Here is a 20,877-nt window from a genome sequence, read left to right on the forward strand (position 1 = left end):
CGTATTCAGCAGGCAAAACTGGGTGATTACACAATAAAACTCAGATTAGCACTAGCGTAAAAGGATGCACACAATGGCAACGCACAACGATGCTACCGGCTGTCTCTTCTCCTATCGCGATATCGTCATTGGGGTGTGGTTCCACGCCATCTGCAATCACGCAAACCGCAACAGCTTCTTATAATTGCTTGCGATGAAACTCTTAGAAATCATAGCAATGATTTGGCTCGACGTTTTTACACACTCAGGGCGGAAAGGGAGGGCGCGGCTTTCACCAAAAGCTCGGTGTATTAGTATTATCTGAGAGCTTTGAAAAACTCGGCACTCCGTCAACCTTCAGACTCGGAACTGATCCATCAGATTTTGCTGATGGTTCGCCAAGCTGTCCAACGAGTGACTAATACGTGCTGAGTCTTTGGCCTGATCCGATAACAAACTGGTCAAGTCGCGAATGCTATTCACGCTGCGGTTGACCTCCTCGGCCACAGCAGTTTGCTCCTCAGCAGAACTGGCAATTTGCAGATTCATGTCAGAAATAACGGTTACTGCATCTTCGATCTGACGCAGAGAAACCACAGCCTGACTAACCTGTTCGACACTGACATTAGCGAGTATTTGAGTATGCCCCATTGCGCTGACTACAGTCTCTGTTCCTTGCTGGAGGTGCACGATAACATTTCGGGTGATTTCAACTGACTCTTGGGTACGGCGTGCAAGGCTACGCACTTCATCCGCAACCACAGCAAACCCGCGGCCGGCATCTCCCGCACGAGCAGCCTCAATAGCCGCATTGAGGGCAAGGAGGTTTGTCTGCTCTGCAATTGAGCGGATGACTTCCAGCACGGAACCAATTTTCTCGCTGCTGACCGCCAAGCTTTCAACTTGGCCCATTGAGTTCCCCATTTCCTTTGCCAACTGCTCAATACCGGCTGTAGCTCTATCAATGACTTCTAAACCCACACGCGTGGCTTGGTCAGCATCTCGGGCTGCTTGCGCAGCGAGGGCAGCGCTTCGCGCGACGTCATGAGCTGTTGCGCTCATTTCTTGAGAGGCAGTGGCAACTTGATCAATCTGACGGTACTGCCGTTCCATACCAGCGCTGGCCTGGCTGGCGATGGAAGCACATTGGGTCGCCGTCACCCTAGCATCGGCAACTTGCAGCTTCACGTCCGCAATAGTCGGTTGGAGCTTGTCTAGAAACCGGTTGAACCACGTGGCCAACTGCCCCAGCTCATCCTCCTGGCTGTACCGCAGGCGTGAAGTAAGGTCACCCTGCCCGCTGGCGATATCCCTCAACATCTCAGAAATGTTGAGTATTGGACGAGTCACTTTTAGAGCCATCAGCCATATCAAACCCAGGCCAATAAATGCCACCACCATTCCGGCACCTAGCTCGACCAGACTGCCAGTTTCGTTGATCTTCAGAAGCTCATTTTTGAGTATCTCAGCAGGCTCCAGGAGAGCTTTTTCAGGAACATCCAAGAGAATCCCCCAAGGTGCTCCATCAGGAATCGGCGTGAACGGTACAAGAATTTTTAATCGCGACTGACGTTGAAGTGCAGTGATACCTTTCTCTCGTCCCAGAGCAGTAACAAGAGATGCTCCGTCGATAGCGTCAACCTGTTGAAATGACTCTCCCAGCCTCGAAACGTCCAAGCTATAACCGGCCAACTTCCCAGTAGCGCTCAAAATGCTAATTATGCTTTGTCCGTTATAGAGATCACGACTGGTTGATCGGCTTAGGTCCTGCAAACTATCCAGACCAATATCAACAGACAGTGTAGCTATTAACTCCCCATTTTCAACCAATGGAAAACGAATACTCGCTATCAGAATTTTCTGCCCATTAATGACCGAAAAATAAGGCTCTTTAACACAGGGCTTAACACTTTCGCGCGAGCAAATATTAGAATTAACCACCCCAAAGACCTTTGACTCCGAATTATCGCCGGATATCTGGCTCTCAGAGATGGATCTAAATAATAACTGCCCTGTCGCTGACTGAGACCATGAAAAGGCATACCTACCAATTTCATTGCTGCCAAGCTGAGAATCACCTACAAACGAAGCATCTTTCTTATCGATTGAATCATTCTTAAATACTAAGGAAATCCCTAGCAAACCAGGATTACCCTGAAGAACGGTTCTAGTTTGAATAATTAAATTTTTACGCAGGAAAGTAGCGTCATTTAACCGAGCCTCCGAATGCTCCTGCAAGAACTGTTGCAAGTGGCGGCTGAATCCGTTCCCATATTGATAGGCATCTGTAAAAACCTTGCTTATCATCAACGTTCGCATTTGGCCTTGTGATTCGATTCGTGCCTGAGCAGCCTCTGTAAGCATACGTGCGCTGCTATCCCCTACAAGATCAGAGTTGTACTCCATTCGAAATAATGATACCGCCATTAAAAGCGCAATGACTCCGGCAAGGCTAAGCCCGGAAAGAAAAACAATCTTCCATTGGATAGATAGTTTGGAAACAAACATCGTATTCTCCCAAGATTGCGAATGTAAGGGCGCGAAGTTCCCATGCCGGTTTATTGTTGTGGTAAGGAGGCGAAAATTTAAACCAAAGAGTTACAGCAGATACAAAAGTACATCGTTTTTTTTCTGAACTACCGGAACAAAGCCCGGCAGTTCTAGAAAACCAAACGCTAAAATATCCTTATAGATCTAAAACTAATTTGGCCGATTTCGCACGAGAGCAACATGGTGTAAATAGCCTCCCTGACTTTCGCTCGCTTTCACTCAGTACGGAATCCTTATGGTCTGGCTCACCCTCAAGAATATTGGTAATACAAGAACCACATATTCCTTGCTGACATGATACCAAAACCTCGACACCAGCTTCTTCCAAAACGGCGGAAACAGACTTATCAGCTGGAATAAAAAACTTCTGCCCAGTGCTAGCAATCTCCACCTCAAATCCTTCGTCCGTAGGCGCCTCGATTGGAGCAGCGGTGAAAGATTCCCGATGGATGCGATCGTTTGGCATGCATGCTTCAGCAGTGGTAAGTACCCAATTTATGAATCCTGCGGGACCACAAATATATAATCGACTCTTATCAGTCTTAACAATTTCCTCAATATTTAGCCCTGGTGTATTTGTCTCATCGTCTATATGTAAGATGACGAAATCCTTGAACTCAGGGCTCTCGAACACATCGAGAAAAGCCCCGGTGCTACGGGAGCGGATGCAATAGTGCACCTCAAAAGTCCTTTCCAATCGGCGCAACTCGCGGGCCATTGCTAAAATAGGGGTTACGCCGATTCCTCCGGCCACCAAGATGAACGTGTCATCGGCATCTTCTAGCGGAAAATAATTACGAGGCTCGCCGACCAAAATCAGCATTCCTTGCTGAAATGTTTCATGAATGGCTTTTGATCCCCCACGAGACACAGGCTCATTGAGCACGGCGATAACATATCGGCTGGTCTCAATGGGATCATTACTCAATGAATATTGCCTGATGAGACCATCTGATACCTTCACATCTATATGTGCTCCAGCGGTAAAGGCTGGCAAGGCCTCGCCGTTGGGGTGACGAAGTTCGAATATACTGATTGAGTCAGTTACGTCATCACGCCTGAAGACTTCAACTTCTAACCATTTTCTCATAAAAATTTTCTCTATTAGGCAAGAAGGCCACAGATGATATATTCGTCGCTAAGTTAAGAATTCTGCACCTAGCGACGGACGACATCACCAGATCTTCCGTCCAAGCTTTAAAACCACACCTCTTGCCGCGGCGGTATTTTCACCATCAATTCCCACCAACCCTTTGAGCGTGAGGTTCCAAGGAGTGTTGTCCACCATAAAGTCATAAGATACAACTGGACCTAGCGAAAGTGACTTCGCACGATTGCCATTATTCGAAGGAGTAATGCCGTTAATATCGTCGTCTTCGATTTGAACAAAGCCAGTTCCTGCAAGACCTACTTGCCACTGGCCAAATCGCTGAGACACTGCAAAGTCCATGCTGACAATATCGCCTGTTTGGTAATTCGTATCACGATTTTCAGTGTATTTGTTATAGAAAACTCGCGCACTGAACTCTGTTGCATCGCCAAATTGATCACCCAAGATACTAGGAACAATATATGTAAGTGCCACGTTCGGAGCAAAGTCGTAGACGTTCGCGCTCACGTTGATCATTTTCGAAGAGTCATATTTACCGGTTGGTAGGGTCACGCCAAAACCAACCAAAACGTTCAAACCGTAGGGAATCCAAGGCGCTGTCTTAGATCGCTCATAACCCAGGGGAAAGTTCCTCGACCACATCAAAACGTCCGAATAGACATCCCCTTGGCCCTCGGAGCACGTCGTCTTTCCGCCCTTGAATCCAAAGCATGTGCGCTCATAGCTAGCGAAAGCAGTAGAGGCAATGTTGCCCCCAAAAACCTCCGTGTCGTAAACAATCGCACCACCAACGCCGAAAACTCGAGAACCGCCTTTGGCGTCTAAGTCTTTGTCTTCAGTCCAATACTCTGGAAACCCAAGACCAACCCCAATGCCTACGGCATACACGCCAGGAGGAGGCAATATGGCTTGTCGAATATCTGTGCCACCGATTGGACCCGCAGGTTTGATGTTTTCCGCAGCATCGGTATAGGTCGCCAAAAAAACCTGAGCTGCCAACAGTGCAACGCAAATTGCATACTTACGACTCATAGAGGATCTTCTCCATCCGTAGAACGGATGTCAGCAAGTTATTGTTTTTATTTAATTCGCTTTCAGAACAGCTTGTTACCTTGTTACCAACACACCTGTAACGACAATCGCACGGGCAACAACGCCATGGGAGCGAAATTCAATGGTTGGTCTGGTACAACTCTAAGATTTGGTAGACGCTCAAATAGCACGCGCAACCCAGTTGCCCCTTGCAGTCGTGCGAGTGGCGCACCAGGGCAGGTATGCCGACCTTTGGTAAACGCTAAATGATCCTGCGGGGATGAACGGTTGATATCAAAATCCATCGGGCAGCCAACATGTCTCGGGTCAGTGTTGGCTGCGGCCAACGACACCCAGACTGGAGAGCCTGCAGGGATCTTGACCCCACGAATCTCGACCTCTTTCGTGGTCACTCGGCCTGCAAAAGGAGCAGATGGACGACGGCGTACGGTTTCCTCGAAGACTCGAGACCAAAGGGCAGCATCAGCTTTAGCTGCAGCAAGCGCTTGGGGATGGCTATCCAAGAACAGAATAGCGTTCGCCATCATCTGCGCTGTGGTATCAGTACCGGCAAATGCAATTTCAACAAGGTGCAGGGCAATCCGCTCTGTGGTCAGCGCCGGATTCCCGCTGCTGTCCTTTTGGGATGCCATAGTCGAAATGATGTCGCGCGCTTCCGAATTCCGGCGAGCCTCTACCAATCGATAGAAGTATTCGTATCCAGAGACATACTCGTCCCATACCTTCGACTTCTCAGGCTCGTGCATCGGCTCGAAAGTACTTGCCAATACCTTGATGGAAACGTCACGGATACGCTCAAACAGGGGGCGGTCCTCAGACGGCAAATCATAGAGCGCCATCAGGGTTCGAGTCGTTAGCTCCAAGCAGTAGTTGGTCATGATATCGGTCGAGTTTTCCCCAACCAAACCGTCAAGAATGTCGTTCGCACGTGCCTCAATAATGGGCTCAAGTGGATCGATCTTCTGCTTCATGAACCCGCGCTGGATCACAATTCTGGCTTCGGTATGTCGAGGTGGATCAATTGCCACAATGGAGTCAGCCATTACCGAAGGTGCAAAGCGCCCGCGAAACTCTTCCGGCACCTCAGGGCAATTGGCGAGCGAGGAGAAGGTCTCCCACTCACTGAGCACCTTTTCGGCATCCTCGCGGCGAGTCACTATCCAGACACCTAGCGGCTGGAAAAAGAACACTGGCGTTTCTTCTCGCGCTCGCTGGCATATCGAAGCTGGATCTTTGAAACCTTGCTCACTTAACGGATTGAAATCCGCGGGCGGAGCTGGTCTATCGAGCTGTTCCATTCTTATTGTTCTCCGGTCGTGTTAAGTCCAGGCCAGCCTATTCCATCTCACTGAGCTAATAGTGAGTGATTTACTGACCACGGATATTGGCTAATTAGGTTAAAGCGCTGCTGAAGCAACCAAGTCGGATAAACGTTGGAATCTCAAAATGTTCTCGCTCTCTTCCATCACTTTTGCAGTCAGGCACACAAAGGTAATTTGCGATTCTGGATCCACCCAGAACAGAGTCGATCCCGCTCCGAAATTGCCATAGGTTCCTGAGGATGTGAGTGTCCCAAACTGAGACACCGTCAACCCATCGCCGGCCAAGGCGTAACCCAGCCCCATGTTTCCTGGCGGAACATCCCAGTGGCGCATATCTGCAAGTAGTTTGTACAAATCGTTAATCGCATTCCCGGTTTGCAGCGTCGTTGCTTTGCGGATTACAGCCGGCGAGAGAACGCGCTCACCGTTGCCAGTACCGTTCTGACGAAGCATTTCAGCAAATACAAAAACATCCGGTGCAGAAGTCATGGCACCAACCCACGGCATCTGCGAGCCTGGTGCTTCAATCGCATCAGCAACAGCCTTGATGTCAGCATTGGTCAACCAACCACCGTCTGGGAAGTTGGAAGTCAGCGGAACACGGCGCTGAGCGGTTTGGGGAATTGGTCCCAACGATGTGGATGCCATGCCCAAGCGACGGAAGAGGCGTTTGTCGAGCAGGTCAGCGAAGCTTTCTGCGCCGTGGACGCGCCGAACCATTTCACCCAACAACGCATGATTGACGGTGGGTGAATAGCTGAAGGCTTTTCCAGGTTCGCCGACCACATCCAGTTCGCAAACTGCCTGAATCGTTTCGCTCAAGACATGAAGTCGATCATAAGGAAGCGGCTGCGGCGTAGGCGAAAGACCAGCACGGTGGGTCAGCAGGTGCCCAACGTTTACACGCTCTTTTCGACCGCTGCGGAATAGATCTCTGCCCCAAAACTCAGGAATTACATCCACCACGCGAGTGGTAAGGGAGAGCAAGCCAAGGTCAATGGCTTCGAGTACCAGTGTGGTCGTAAATGCTTTGGTCAGCGACAACACCTTGAAAACGGAATCCTCACGCATCGGCACTGCTGCGTGGCGATCCGCATAACCTACTGCCGAGTCGAGTACGACTTCGCCGTGCCGAGCAACTTTGATCACAGCACCGTCGATGAGACCACGCTCAACGTCTTCACGAAGAGACGACTCGACTCGTTCGAGAGCACGAGCGTCAAACCCTGCTTTGAAAGACATGGTTAAAACCCCTACGTTTTTATAGTTAGAAACTGCAGCAGCCTTTACATGTACATCCCGCCGTTAGGCGAGAGCGTCTGACCAGTGATGAAGGACGAGTGCTCACCTGCCAAGAATAAAATGCTCTGGGCTAGCTCCTCGGGTTTGGCCAATCGCTTAATCGGCTGCATGCTGACGAGGAACTGGACAACCTCAGGGGGTTGCTCATGCATAAGGGGGGTATCAACTGAACCTGGGGCAATCGCGTTGACGCGAATGTTGTACGGCGCCAGTTCGGCAGCAGCGGCGCGCGTCAAACCCAGGACTGCTGCTTTGGATGCCGGGTAGTACAGAGGCATCGCAACCCCCATCAGCGCAGCAACGCTGGAAATGTTCACGATGCTGCCGCCGCCAGAACGGCGCATGAGCGGTACACCTTCGCGGATGCAGTAGAACTGGCTGAACAAGTTCACTTCCATCACACGACGGAAGTCTTCGTCCGAGGTGTCTGCCAGGAAGTCAAAGACTGGGGCGCGGCCACTCTTCATCGCGTCGAGTGCTGCAACGTTGGCATCGACCATTTTCTGATTGGCTTCGCGATTTGGCGCGTTGATGCCGGCGGCATTGACGATCACATCCAAGCGACCCAATGTCGATTCAATGGTTTGAAATGCCGCGCGCACGGCATCGCTGTTACTAACGTCGGTTGGAATGCACAGTACGCGTGGATCTTTCCCGAACGCCTCCAGCAGCTGCTCGCCTTTGAGGTCCAATGCAGCCACCTTGGCACCTTGCTCGATTAACAGCTGAACCGTTGCTTTCCCGATGCCGGAAGCAGCGCCAGTGAGAACGACCACCTTCTCTTGAAACGACATACTCCTACCTCTCTTGTTATTGCAGGCGTAGGTCGCCTGCGTTTTGGTATTTGCCGATACACTCACTGTACTACGGTACAGTTAAATGTCTAGTTGCTTATTTCCTATATCGAGAGAGCCTTTAGATCAGATAGGTATAGATAGGAGCAGCAATCCATCGATACCCCTCATCTTCCTTCACGACATGTCCAAGGCCAGGCCATGGAAAGTGATAACCGTGTGTTAACAGCTTCTGATCAGCGAGCATGTCGAAGATGCGCCGACGTGATTGCACTGCCATATCCGAATTCGTGTCGTAGCTGATGCGCCACTCTGGATGCTTCATGGCAAGGATGTAGTGATGTGCCAGGTCGCCGGTCGTTACCAATACATCCTCGCCCGAACTGATGACGTAGCCGCTATGACCTGGAGAATGGCCAGCGCAGAGCAGAGCTTTAATCCCAGGAACGACCTCTTCGCCATCACGCACAATGATCAGGAATTCGAGGTAGGGAGTGAGGTTTTTGATTGCGCCATCAACGCTCACCTCAGCAAAGTACGAAATGGACCGATTGTTCTTATCGAACCAGTAGTCGAGTTCTTCCTGCGCGATGGCCACCTGGGCATTTGGAAAAACTCGCTTACCTTCGTTGTCCACCAGCCCCCAACAGTGGTCTGGATGTGCGTGCGTGATCGCCACGACATCAATGTCTTCAGGGCGGAATCCAGCAGCTACAAGGTTGGAGAGAAGATGGCAGGTAGAGGGGCCAAACATATGGCTCAACTCGCCCATGCTTTCGCCCATTCCGGTGTCGACCAAAACCACACGTTTTCCGGTATTGATCACGAGAGCATTCATGCCAAGCAGCAGCTGATCGGTCGGCAAAAAGTTCTCTGTCAGGAGAGCATCCACTTCGTCCAACGGCGCGTCGGAAAAACCGGAAGACGGAGGTTTCAAAGGCATAGGCCCATCTGACACGACCGTAATTTCAAAACTACCCAGCTTGAATCGATACCAGCCTGGGTTCACAACTGCACCCGTATCAAGTGCGGACATTTTATCGTTCATTGTTCGTCCTCTCTAATCACGTGGCAAAGCGGTTGCTACAAACCCTGAGCGAGCTCATGGGGTCTTGTAACGTTGCGTAGTGTTTGGAGCGATCAAGCCCTGGCAGCAGACAGGGAAAGGCCACCGTCAATTACGAACTGTTGCCCGGTTACAAAACCTGATGCACGGGAAGCCAGATAAAGCGCCAGGGGTTTTATTTCCTCCACATCAGCGACCCGCCCCATTGGCACGCCAGCAGCCATCTTTGCCCGGATCTCATCCTGGTGCATGAAGCCGCCGCCGATGTCGGTTTCAAAGGGGCCTGGGGCGATGGCATTGACTCGTACCCCGTCGCCTGCCAACTCCAAAGCGGTAGCACGAACCAACTGTGCGGCTCCTGCTTTGGCCGCCGCGTAAGCAGCACCTAGCGTGACGGCTGGCCTCAATGCCGAAACCGATGTGGTGACAATGATCGAACCAGATTTACGGGGTCTCATATGGCGCGCTGCCGCTCGAATTGAGTAGAACACCGCGTCCAGACTGACGGAGATGACCTTCTGCCACCTGACATCCGCGTACTGTTCCAGGTAGTTGGCAGAATCACGTTCACCGTTTTCGTTGAGCGCAGCAAACCCTGGCCCAGGATCAATACCTGCATTCGAGAAAACCACATCAATGCCGCCATACGTTGCCGCAACCTGATCGTAGATAAGGTCGACGGCTTTTCGGTCAGTCACGTTGAGGACGTGAGATGCTATCGAATACCCCAGGTCTTTTAGACGATCAGCCTGGGTACTCAGCCGTCGAGGGTTCAAATCGAGCATTACTACGTTCGCGCCGCCCACCGCCATTGCCTCGGTGAACGCGAGTCCTAGCCCACTGGCCGCACCGGTCACGATGACAGTGGCACCTGCTACCGAAAAAGCCTCTTCAAACTTCATGATCAATCTTCCGCGAGTTCATCGAATTACTGCTCGATTAGCCGACCAGCCTCAATGGCAGAGACTTCCAACCACTGGCCTGGTTGTTGATATTCCGAACAGGCTCGCCCACTAGCTCGATTCGTCGAACTCGCTTCGCCAATGCAGAAATGATTGCCTTGAATTCCATCCGCGCGACGGCTTGCCCCAAGCATGAATGCAGGCCGAACCCAAACGATGTGTGGCCCATAACCCCTTTACGGGCGATGTCGAATGCGTCGTGACGCTCCCACTTACGGGAGTCACGCCCTGCCGCTCCCAGGAAGCACGCAATACGATCACCGGCCTTCAATGCGACGCCGGCTAGCTCGGTGTCAGTCGTTACACCACGACCTAAAAATCTGGACGGAGGATCCAGACGGATGACTTCCTCAAATGCAGGGCGCATCAGATCTGGGTCGACACGCAGCTTGTCCCATTGCTCCGGGTTATCCGCAAATGCCTTGAGGCCAGAAGCAATCGACAGCACAGTTGTATCGAATCCACCCGTGAATACACCTCGAACCAGAAGGTAGGCGGTATCAGCAGAAACTTCGCCCTTGTCTCCGAGTGCATAGATTTCAGAGGCAATACCATCAGTAGTGATCGCAGCACGCACACACTGTTGGTTGAACCACTCCAGCACATCTCCACTGCGAGCCTTGCACTCTTTGTAGAGATCATTCATTGGCATGGTGGAGTTGAAAGCAAGATCACCGAAATCCAGCAGACGCCGACGCTCTACGGTTTTCAGACCCAGGACATCGGGAAACACCTTCAGCACGTAGCTGGCCGCAATGTCAGAGAAACCGTCCACGTACTCTCTCCGAACCAAGTCCTCAACCAGAACATCAGCGCACTGATCGAAATAGTCCTGATACTTGGCCAAGGCAACGGGAGTGAACAGTTTCATAATAGGATCACGATGGGCGGCGTGATCCGGTGGATCCTCCGCAACCAGAATGTTCGGGATATGTTCACGAGGCCCAAAGGCTTTGATGGTCGAGGTAAAGGTTTGCCAATCGCGGAGGATCTTCTGAGTGAGATCGTGGCGACCCGTGCAATACGCCTGATACTTCTCAAGCCAGATGATGGGTGCGGACTCACACAAGTCGATCAAAAACTGCGGTCCCGCTGCAATTGCCTCTTCCGAAAAAGGGTCCAACGACGAGCTGGGCACATGAGTTGTCGAAGACATTTTGTTTCTCCGGTGTATCGTCGATGCCAATGAGTTCTGGCTTTTTTGTTATGGGAAAAACTGGCCTACGTCGGGGTTCGCCCGTCTTACTTCCAGGCTTACGTTGAGCTGCCTATTGCCATTGGCCGCACCTGAATCTCTGCCCACGCATGCCCTCGATCTTCTAGGATCATTGCGGCACCTTTTTCACCGATCATGATTGTTGGAGCATTAGTGTTCCCGGAGGTGATGGTTGGCATAACAGACGCATCAACCACTCGCAGCCCTGCTATGCCGTGGACGCGCAAGCGCTCGTCCACCACAGCCATGGCGTCCGAACCCATCTTGCAAGAGCCAACCCAGTGCATCATCGAGCTCGCGCCTTCTCGCCTGATGTAATCTGCGATCTCCTGATCACTTAGCGAATTTGGCGGCGTTACGTTCTTCACGTGTTGGGCTAACGGCCCTTTCGCAACGATCTCTCGGACCTTTCGAACAGCCGCGATAGCTGCAGCCATATCGCGCTCGTCACCGAAATAATTTGGGTAAATTCGAGGAGCGTCATCGGGGTTGCTGGAGGCGAGCGTAAGCCGGCCACGAGAGCGGGGATTTAGCTGGCACGTAGAGATGGTGACTGCATTGTCCTTTCCGATTTCGACGAGCCCTTGCTTGTTGAAATGCCAACTCAATGGCCGATAGTTGATCTGCGTATCGGGGCGGTTAGAACCTGACAAAACCCTGGTCAGGGCGATGGCCTGAGAGGCCCCCATCGTTAAACTGCCTTTGCCTCTGAGCAGATAATTCGCGCCCTGTAACAAGGATCGAATACCGCGCAGGTCTTTGTTCAATGAAGCCTGGCGGTCGGTCTCGATACCCGAGTGCACATACACATGGTCGTGTAGGTTCTGGCCGACGCCACGCAGGTCACTGATCAACGGAATACCGTTGCGCTCCAGTTCCTCGGATGGACCGATACCCGAAAGCATCAACAGTTTCGGTGAGTCAATTGCACCTGCCGAGAGAATCGTCTCGAAGGCGTTAGCGACCACCTTTTCGCCTTCACGTCTGTACTCGACGCCAATGGCGCGACCGTTTCCCACGATCAGCCTTTCGACTGTCGCGCCAGTAACGACATGCAGGTTGGGCCGATCCAGTACCGGTGTCAGGAAGGCAGCCGCTGCCGAATGGCGTCTACCATCCTTGATGGTGAACTGAAGGAAACCAGTTCCTTCAGGAACGGGAGAGTTCAGGTCTTCGAGTCGTTCAATACCGGCTGCCACACATGACTCAATAAACGCTGCCGAGGACCGATGTTTGAAGACAGGGTCCGTAACCCACAGCTCACCATCTCGGCCGCGAAACCGAGAATCGCCCTCGGCACGGTGCTCAATTTTCTTGAAAAATGGCAGGACGTCATTCCAACCCCAGCCTGGATTCCCAAGCGCTTCCCATTGGTCGTAGTCAGCCCGATGTCCTCGAAGAAATGCCATTCCGTTGATCGCGCTGGAACCGCCCAACGCCTTCCCGCGAGGAACATAAATCGTCCGCCCCCCCAGGCTGGGGTCCGGTTCTGATTGGTACGCCCAGTTCAGCGGCCCAGGCAAAATGATCCGAGACACCCCGGCTGGCATAGAAGCCCACAACCCCTTTGGCTTCTCGCCGGCCTCCAGCAGAAGGACAGAATGGCTTGGGTTTGCAGACAGCCGATTGGCTAACACGCAACCGGCTGAACCTGCTCCAATGATTATGTAGTCGTACACCCGCGGCTCCTCATTCCAGACGCAATCGAATCTGCTCTTCGCGATTAAATTCGGATGATGGTCGTCTTGGTTTGGGTGTAGTGGTGGAGCGCCTCCAGGCCTTTTTCACGGCCATAACCACTCTGTTTGAATCCACCAAAAGGCGTTTCAACACCACCGGAAGGGTATTCGTTGACATACACCTGACCGGCCTCAAGTTGCGCAGCGACTCGGTGCGCGCGAGCCAAATCAGAGGTCCATAGCCCTGCAGCCAGGCCGTATTCCGAGTCGTTTGCGATGACCACCGCCTCCTGCTCATCTTTGAACGGCATCAGGACCAATACCGGACCAAAGATCTCCTCCCGCGCGATACGCATGGAGTTGTTCACATTGGTGAAAACGGTCGGGCGGACATACCAACCCGCTTTGTCGCTCGGCACATCGCCGCCTACCAGTTGTTCTGCGCCTTCTTGGATCGCCAGCTTGTTGTAGGCGTGTACCTGTTCGTACTGGGCCTTGGTTGTCAAAGGCCCCAACCCGAAGTTCTCACCATCACTGAACTCGAGAGCCTCCACCGCGCTGGCAAGCTTTTTGGCGAACTTTTGGTAGATCGATTGGTGCACCAGGCAGCGAGTGCCAGCCAGGCAAACCTGGCCTGTGTTCACCGTAAATGCGAACACGCTGCCGGCAACTGCACGATCCAGGTCTGCATCTTCAAAGACGATGTTTGGCGACTTACCGCCCAACTCAAGGGAAAGCGGAATAATGCGATCTGCGGCGAGTTTGCCGATCTCTTTACCCGCGCGAACCGAACCTGTGAACGCGACTTTTCGAATCAGGGGGTGCTTAACCAACGGTTCGCCGATCTCCTTACCGGTACCGGTAATCACGTTCAGGACTCCAGCAGGCAGACCCGCTTCTTTCACAGCCATTTCAGCCAGCTGCAGCATGGTGATAGAGGTGAATTCTGAAGGTTTCACCACAACCGTATTACCGGAAACGAGTGCCGGGGCAATAGCCCGGCCAGCCTGATTCAGCGGGGAGTTCCACGGCAGAATCACCCCTACTACACCGAATGCTTCGCGGGTGGTGTAAGCGTGATAGTTGGGGCCCAAATTGATGGTCTCGCCCTGGATCGCGGTTGCCAAACCACCGTAGTACTCGAAGTACTGAGCGCAGGCCTCGATTTCAAATGCAGCCATCTTCACCGGTTTCCCGGTTTCTTCGGCTTCCTTTGTGCAAAACGCAGCAGCGTTTGTTCGAATCAAACGCGCGATTGCGAGAAGGACACGCCCACGTTCAATGGGTTTACGAGCATTCCATGCAGACTGGGCGGCGGCGGCAGAGCTAACCGCGAGGTCCACGTCAGCAGCAGAGCCACGGGCAATTTGATCACCCTGAAGCCCAGTCGTAGGAACGAATTCATAAATGAACTCGCCCGACGAAGGAGCAATAAAATCGCCGTTGATGTAATGGTTCCATTGAGTAGTCATAGCGTTCTCACAAAAAATCGTCCGCCAATCAGGCGCGACGTAGGCAATACGAAGCTCGTAGCGCTGGTTAACTAATCGAGCAGAATTTTCCCGGCACGAGTGATCACGACGCCGTCCACGCTGATGCAGGGTTCGCGAATGACGCCCTCAAGACGCAACTTGGCCTTGCAGGTACCACCTAATGCAGTGGTATCCCCAAGCCCAATGTGAGAGGTCGCGTACATCTTTTTATCGGTGCGCATCGAGCCGGTCGGGCGAACCTTGGGGTTCAACCCAATGGCAATCTCGGCTGGGCAGTTAAAGCTTTCAGGGTCACCGTGTTGCGCAAAAATCTCGCGCCAAGCAGCCGCTTGCTCACCACCCTCGATGGCGACAGCCATGCCGTTCCTCACAGTGACAGTGATGTGCTCTCGCAATGCACCAACGGAGTGAGCGGTCAAGTCGAAAACGACAGTTCCCTCGCCTGTACCTTCAACTGGACAGACGTGTGTTTCGCCATCTGGGAAGGCACAGCCGCTTCCTCCACCAGGGCGCATAACTACCGGGAGCCCGGTAATAGCGCGTCCGACCCGCCCCTCGATGCTCGCAGTCAAGTTGGTACCGTTAGGACAAGTCACTGTGACCTGCCTTCCGTTGGTAAAAATGTCGGCGATTTTCTTGCCGAGAACGTTCAGCGCGAAGTAGTCCGCACCTGCCGGACCGTCCTTCGCCAGCATGGATGCGGTCAGTTCTTCCATCAGCACGAAACGACGCCCATGCTCAATTAGAAGCTCTGTGATCGGAGCATGCGCAAGTGCCGTGCTGGTGAGATAAACAACCAAATCGTTGCTGGGATCAAGAGCACCCGCGACCACGGCAGGTACCGGGTCTTGAGCATGAAAAGCTCGCGGCTGCATGATCGCCACGGTGGGCTCCATGAATAGACTGAGCGCAGCATCGGCAAGCGCCTGCCAAACCTCTTGCTCCATAGAAGTGTCAGTGATGATGTAGATTTTCTCGCCCGGCTTCGCATTCAGCTTCAGGGGCGTTTCCAATACCCGCACTAAATCTTGACTGCTCAACTCTTGAGTCTCCGTTTGCTTGCGGTACAAAAAAGGCGGCAGAAGGCCATCAACGCCATTACGTCAATGCGCAGCGCCGCCTGAAAACAGAAATAACGAGAACTTCGCAGCGAAGTCCGTCGGGGTTTGCAGCAATAACGACGACAGATCCGGCGTTTACCTTCCTGCTTACAACTCAGTGGTTAGAACAAGTCGTCCATACGGGTGCCAACTGCAGTCACCGCAACACCGCCATCCACAGAAAGGGAATGACCGAGTACGTATTTGGAGTCATCCGAGCACAGCCAAAGGACGGAGCGCGCTATTTCCTCAGCAATTGCCAAACGACCGATGGGGGTGCCAAACAGCAGACGATCACGCATCGGTTGAGGCATGTCTTTGAGGAACGGAGAATCGACCGGGCCAGGGCAAACTGCGTTGATGCGAATGTTCTGGTTGGCATAATCAATTGCCGCTGCCTTCGTCAGACCAACGACGCCATGCTTGGTAGCGGTATAACCTGAGAGGCGGTAGCCACCAATCAAACCGGATGCAGAGGCGGTATTTACGATGGCACCGCCGCCCCGAGCGAGCAGCAGAGGAATCTCGCCTTTGAGGCAGTAGAAGATCGAGGACAAATTGACATCGATAACGCGACGCCAGTTGTCAGAATCCAGCTCGGCCAACGGAACAATATTGGCTTCAATGCCTGCGTTGTTGTGAGCAAAATCAAGACCGCCGTACTGATCTACAACACCGGCCAACATCGCCTCAACACTTTCCTCTGACCCTACATCTACATAAAAAAATGTGGCCTCGCCACCAGCTCGCTTGATTAGTCGAACGGTCTCTTGACCGTGCTCTGCCGCAATATCTGCTACCGCAACCGAAGCACCAGCCTGAGCAAAAGCAAGCGCCGTAGCACGTCCTATACCTGAACCTGCACCAGTTACCAAAGCAACTTTTCCAGAGAAATCATATTTAACGTTCATAGCGACCTCGTTGTTTTTATTAGTAGATCTGGGTGTTCAACTGCGTGACGTCTCAGACTAAGCCGACAGAGGCTTTGGCGGCTTGCAATGTATTAGCTAGCAGACACGCGATAGTCATCGGACCTACGCCCCCTGGAACAGGGGTAATTGCGCCTGCTACCTCCACAGCTTCGTCGAATGCGACATCACCGGTGAGTTTGTCTTTACCGCTAGGGAGCCTCACACGGCTGATCCCGACATCGATCACCGTTGCTCCAGGCTTAATGAAGTCGCCGCGAATAAGCCCGGGAACACCTGTAGCAACGACTAGGATATCTGCTTCTCGGCAGCGTTTTTCAAGGTCTGTCGTCCGAATGTGAGCGATAGATACCGTGCACTGCGCTTGAAGTAGCAGGCGCGCTAGAGGACGGCCTACCACGTTCGAAGCACCGACTACCAAGACGCCAAGACCGGCTATATCATCATGTACCGAGCGTATAAGGCGCATGACCCCCATAGGGGTGCAGGGTGTCAACCCTCCATCTAAGCCCGCCGCCAAACGACCGACGTTCAGCGGATTGAAGCCATCGACGTCCTTTCCGGGATCAATCGCACTGATTACATTGGCTACGTCAAACTGCGGCGGCAACGGGAACTGCACCAGAATTCCGCTTACCGAATCGTCAGTGTTGAGCTTATCAATCAATGCAAGCAGATCGTTTTCACTAGTGTCCGCAGGCAGTACGAAGCGCTGCGAGCGCATCCCAACGGCTTCTGTCTGCCGGACCTTATTCTCGACGTAAACTTCGCTTGCCGGATCTTCTCCGACAAGCACAACCGCTAACGCAGGAATGGGCCAGCCAGCAGCGACGAAGGCAGCAACGCCTTCTTTGACTTCAAGTCTGACTTGAGCCGCAATGGCCTTCCCGTCAATCAATTGCGCCGTCATGAGCTGCCCCCTATCAAACTTTGCTCAAATCTGAGCGCCGGTTGTCTTGCTTGTAGGGAGCAGTTGCAACTGTCGCGCGAATCTCTTTCTGCGGCTTGCCTGGGTCACCCCAGATCACACTCACTTCATTGCCTATGTCCGCATGCTCCACATCGATGGTGCAAAGCGAGAGCATTTCGCGGAAATAGAAGCTATATCCGCGCGAAGTGGTCACGCCTACGTCTCGTCCATTTCGCAATACCCGATCTGCGTACATGAAGCCGCGCTGATCTCGCGGCATTTCCATGTACTGGAACGGCGTCAGTTCCTTCTGGAACAGAGACGCGTAAACCGCTGCGACGTCATCACCATTCCAAACCAAAGTGCGCATGACACGACGCGGCTGAGCGACTTCCTTTTCCAGGGCTGCTCGCCCAATGAATTCGTGGTCAAACTTGATTGTTTTTGCCCAACCAAGTTCGACAGGGCTACGGTACCAGTCGCTGACGTTGTTGGATTCAAAGCTACCGGCGACATTAAAGGTCGAAGCAAAGCTCGGCATAGCCGAACGAAATTCCTTTAAATAGCCCTCCATCTCCGAGTCGAAGATTGCTGGCATATAATCCGTGACGATGGTTGGGAAGCAGGCTTCAAGATGGTTGATAAACACCGCGCGCCCACCGAGACGGCGAAGACCATATTCCTGCCCTGCCGCGACAATGGTCTCATAGACCTTGGCGGCATCAGCCTTTGGCCCCTGCAACTCAAACCCGATCTCGCCCGACATGCCCTGGCGCAGAGCCAACATTCGGCAACCGGCGATTTCAATCTCAGCGGAGTGCATGAATTTCACGTCTCGCAACGACTGCCCCGAAACCTGCTCGATCAATGGAAGAGCGGTAGGACCAGCAACCTGGAAATTGAATCCATCCTGGACTTCAGAGACGACGCTGTAGTTTCCGTTGCGGCGAACGTACTCGGCCCAGAAAGTGCCACGCCCGAACAGCAGGAACTCATCTCCAGTAAGTCTAGTGAGAATGCCTTCAGCAATCACCTTGCCGGCTTGAGTCGTATGTGTAACGTGCTTCGATTGCAGGATGTCGAATTTTTCGAAGCTGTTAACGGAGATATCAGAGAACAGCTTAAGCGCATCAGGACCTTTAAACTTACGCTCCCAAAGGAAAGACCAGTCGCCAATTGAACAGGTCTGTTTCCAAGACATGCTCTCGTCGATCCAGTCGGTGTACTCGGGTTGCCCCCAACGACTGGTGAAGTATCCTTCTGGCGTTTTGCGCATGCCATTAGTGCTCATGAATTAGCTCCTGACTTATTTTTTTTGGCGTGATCAGTCGGCAAATACGACGGTTCGCCGACCGTTTGCAATGAGTCGATCCTCAAGGAAAAGCAACACTGCGCGAGACAGCACCCGACGCTCGATATCACGCCCTTTGCGGACTAGATCTTCAGCGGAATCCCGATGGCTTACTCGTTCAACGTCTTGCTCGATGATCGGACCTTCATCCAGGTCGGCAGTGACGAAATGAGCCGTTGCCCCGATAAGCTTTACGCCACGGGTATGAGCTTGGTGATAGGGCTTTGCTCCTTTGAAACCAGGCAAGAAGCTGTGGTGGATGTTTATGCACCGGCCCGACAGAAAGACAGAGAGGTCATCCGACAGAATTTGCATGTACCGAGCAAGTACCACCAAATCAGCTTGACTCTCAGTCACAATCTTCTTGATTTGTGCTTCTTGCGAAGACTTAGTTTCTGCGGTAACAGGTAAGTAATGGAAAGGAATGCTGCCAACTAAACTTACACTCAATGACTCGCGTGGGTGGTTGGAAACAATACCAACAACATCCATATTTAACTCACCTAGGCGATGGCGATAAAGCAAATCACCCAGGCAATGGTCAAACTTTGAAACCATAATCACGACTTTTTTACGATCAGTACGCGCTCTAAACCACCACTCCGCATTGTACTTTTTAACAATCTCTGAAAAAGTGCGCTCAATGTCACGAACTGCGGGCTCATCTATTTCGACGACCACTCGCATGAAGAATTTTTTACTTTCCTCATCATTGAACTGCTCCGCCTCAACGATATTCGCTCCATGCTTGAAGAGGTAGGTAGTAACCTCAGAAACAATCCCTGGAGCGTCCAGACAGGCCAGCGAAAGCACATATTGATTATTTTTGTTCACGATTGATTTCACCAACAATCTCAATTATATTTGGCTTTATACACTTAAATCGATCACCCTCAGAACAGATCGAATAATTGATTTAAGTAGATCACTTATAGTATTATATGAGGCATAGACTCACTCTATGAAAGAAAAATTCAGAACCAATATGGCCTTGCAATACTCTTTCTGCCCAACACCTGCGCTCCCTATGTGGCAACACCCTACGACATACCGAAAACATTGAGAATCCCTTAAAAAACAATAAGAGATATAAGCAGGATGGATATCAGACGGCTTGACCTCAATTTGCTGCTTTTGCTGGATGAGTTGAACAGGGAACAGAACCTTTCGGCGGCTGCACGTCGACTGGGGATGAGCCAGCCGATGGCCAGTGCTAGCTTGCGACGCCTGCGTGACTATTTCGAAGATCCTCTGTTCCAATCGACAGGGAGGGGCATGCGGGCGACCCCTTTCGCCCTTTCAATCGCATCAGCCGTATCCAATGTCTTGCAGTCCATAAAAACCGACATTCTCTCGAAGCCGATCTTCAAACCCACCGATAGCGACAGGCTTTTCACCATCAGCACGTCTGACATCGGAGCACTTATCTTCGTCCCCCCCATCCTGAGGCGTCTTGGTGAAGATGCGCCTCATACCGATCTCCGATGCGTATCTCTACCTCATCAGCAGTTGGAGTCAGCCCTGGAGCAAGGCAGCGTTGATCTCGCCATAGGTTATTTCCCCGATCTTTCTGGTAGCGCTGTCATTACTCAGGATCTTTTCGACCATTCGTTCACCTGCATCGTACGCAGTGACCACCCAACGATTAAGGACTCACTGAGCCTGGAACAGTTTTTAGGGGCAGATCATCTTGTGGTGAACCAAGAGGGGCGAAGCCAAGAGATTTTTGAATATCACTTGAGGGAGCTGAAACTACATCGCCGTATCCATTTGGAGGTTCCCCACTTCATGAGCGTCCCCCAATTGATAGCCAGTACAGACATGATTGCTACGGTGCCGTTATCATTAGGCATATGGTTCGCCAGCAATCAGATTAGGTTATTGCCGCCGCCCGTTGAGGTTCCAAAGTTTGAGCTGAAGCTTCATTGGCACAAGAGAATGGAAGATGAGCCTTCGGTGAGCTGGTTGCGACAAGTTGTGCGTGAAGAGTTAAAGAACCTGGACCCTTCGCTAGCGATGTCGCCAACTTATGCCGAACGTAAAAAATCGAATTGAGATGA

At 52.2% G+C, this 20,877-nt stretch carries 17 protein-coding genes and 1 pseudogene; 1 reads left to right on the forward strand and 17 read right to left on the reverse strand.

The features are described 5' to 3' along the window. Nucleotides 1-336: 336 nt before the first annotated feature. The 17 genes and pseudogenes from BLP82_RS32045 to purU form a co-directional block, all read right to left on the reverse strand. Nucleotides 337-1,092, reverse strand: a complete 756-nt coding sequence (locus tag BLP82_RS32045) for a methyl-accepting chemotaxis protein (RefSeq protein ID WP_371914139.1) — start codon at nt 1,090-1,092, stop codon at nt 337-339. A 102-nt stretch (nt 1,093-1,194) separates the two neighbouring features. Then, nucleotides 1,195-2,487, reverse strand: a pseudogene (locus BLP82_RS32050) (HAMP domain-containing protein); the annotation flags it as partial. Between the two features lie 178 nt (nt 2,488-2,665). Continuing rightward, complete coding sequence (locus BLP82_RS16645; protein ID WP_092170167.1) at nt 2,666-3,619, reverse strand: PDR/VanB family oxidoreductase; 954 nt, start codon at nt 3,617-3,619, stop codon at nt 2,666-2,668. An 84-nt stretch (nt 3,620-3,703) separates the two neighbouring features. Further along, nucleotides 3,704-4,672, reverse strand: a complete 969-nt coding sequence (locus BLP82_RS16650; RefSeq protein WP_092170171.1) for a SphA family protein — start codon at nt 4,670-4,672, stop codon at nt 3,704-3,706. An 83-nt stretch (nt 4,673-4,755) separates the two neighbouring features. Continuing rightward, nucleotides 4,756-5,991, reverse strand: coding sequence for a cytochrome P450 (locus tag BLP82_RS16655; RefSeq protein ID WP_092170175.1), 1,236 nt, complete (start codon nt 5,989-5,991; stop codon nt 4,756-4,758). 99 nt (nt 5,992-6,090) lie between these two features. Beyond that, on the reverse strand, nt 6,091-7,257 hold the full coding sequence (locus BLP82_RS16660) for a serine hydrolase domain-containing protein (RefSeq protein ID WP_092170178.1): 1,167 nt from the start codon (nt 7,255-7,257) through the stop codon (nt 6,091-6,093). Nucleotides 7,258-7,301: 44 nt separating this feature from the next. Then, entirely contained in the window at nt 7,302-8,111 is an 810-nt protein-coding gene (locus BLP82_RS16665) for an SDR family NAD(P)-dependent oxidoreductase (RefSeq protein ID WP_092170182.1), read from the reverse strand. A gap of 121 nt (nt 8,112-8,232) precedes the next feature. Beyond that, nucleotides 8,233-9,159, reverse strand: a complete 927-nt coding sequence (locus BLP82_RS16670; RefSeq protein ID WP_092170186.1) for an MBL fold metallo-hydrolase — start codon at nt 9,157-9,159, stop codon at nt 8,233-8,235. Between the two features lie 92 nt (nt 9,160-9,251). Next, entirely contained in the window at nt 9,252-10,079 is an 828-nt protein-coding gene (locus tag BLP82_RS16675; RefSeq protein ID WP_092170190.1) for an SDR family NAD(P)-dependent oxidoreductase, read from the reverse strand. A 37-nt stretch (nt 10,080-10,116) separates the two neighbouring features. Then, nucleotides 10,117-11,295 carry a cytochrome P450 gene (locus tag BLP82_RS16680; protein ID WP_092170195.1) on the reverse strand — a complete coding sequence of 393 codons (1,179 nt, stop codon included), beginning with the start codon at nt 11,293-11,295 and terminating at the stop codon, nt 10,117-10,119. 98 nt (nt 11,296-11,393) lie between these two features. Continuing rightward, nucleotides 11,394-13,034 (reverse strand): GMC family oxidoreductase, encoded by a 1,641-nt coding sequence (locus BLP82_RS16685; protein ID WP_092170198.1) that lies wholly within the window; start codon nt 13,032-13,034, stop codon nt 11,394-11,396. 44 nt (nt 13,035-13,078) lie between these two features. Further along, nucleotides 13,079-14,506, reverse strand: a complete 1,428-nt coding sequence (locus BLP82_RS16690; protein WP_092170202.1) for an aldehyde dehydrogenase family protein — start codon at nt 14,504-14,506, stop codon at nt 13,079-13,081. A 71-nt stretch (nt 14,507-14,577) separates the two neighbouring features. Further along, the gene (locus BLP82_RS16695; protein ID WP_092170205.1) at nt 14,578-15,567 is read right to left on the reverse strand and encodes an aminopeptidase; all 990 of its coding nucleotides are present in this window, start codon (nt 15,565-15,567) and stop codon (nt 14,578-14,580) included. A gap of 182 nt (nt 15,568-15,749) precedes the next feature. Then, a complete protein-coding gene (locus BLP82_RS16700; RefSeq protein WP_092170208.1) occupies nt 15,750-16,538 on the reverse strand; it encodes a glucose 1-dehydrogenase in 789 nt (262 codons plus the stop codon). 52 nt (nt 16,539-16,590) lie between these two features. Continuing rightward, nucleotides 16,591-17,466 carry a bifunctional methylenetetrahydrofolate dehydrogenase/methenyltetrahydrofolate cyclohydrolase FolD gene (gene folD / locus BLP82_RS16705; RefSeq protein WP_092170212.1) on the reverse strand — a complete coding sequence of 292 codons (876 nt, stop codon included), beginning with the start codon at nt 17,464-17,466 and terminating at the stop codon, nt 16,591-16,593. A 13-nt stretch (nt 17,467-17,479) separates the two neighbouring features. Next, nucleotides 17,480-18,757, reverse strand: a complete 1,278-nt coding sequence (locus BLP82_RS16710) for an aminomethyltransferase family protein (RefSeq protein WP_092170215.1) — start codon at nt 18,755-18,757, stop codon at nt 17,480-17,482. 33 nt (nt 18,758-18,790) lie between these two features. Next, on the reverse strand, nt 18,791-19,654 hold the full coding sequence (gene purU / locus BLP82_RS16715) for a formyltetrahydrofolate deformylase (protein ID WP_218189425.1): 864 nt from the start codon (nt 19,652-19,654) through the stop codon (nt 18,791-18,793). Nucleotides 19,655-19,915: 261 nt separating this feature from the next. On the opposite strand from purU, the gene BLP82_RS16720 reads away from it, so the two are divergent. Next, nucleotides 19,916-20,872 (forward strand): LysR family transcriptional regulator, encoded by a 957-nt coding sequence (locus tag BLP82_RS16720; protein WP_092170218.1) that lies wholly within the window; start codon nt 19,916-19,918, stop codon nt 20,870-20,872. The last annotated feature ends 5 nt before the right edge of the window (nt 20,873-20,877 follow it).

It is taken from the genome of Pseudomonas sp. NFACC37-1, from assembly GCF_900101575.1.
Lineage (GTDB): Bacteria > Pseudomonadota > Gammaproteobacteria > Pseudomonadales > Pseudomonadaceae > Aquipseudomonas > Aquipseudomonas fluorescens_AA.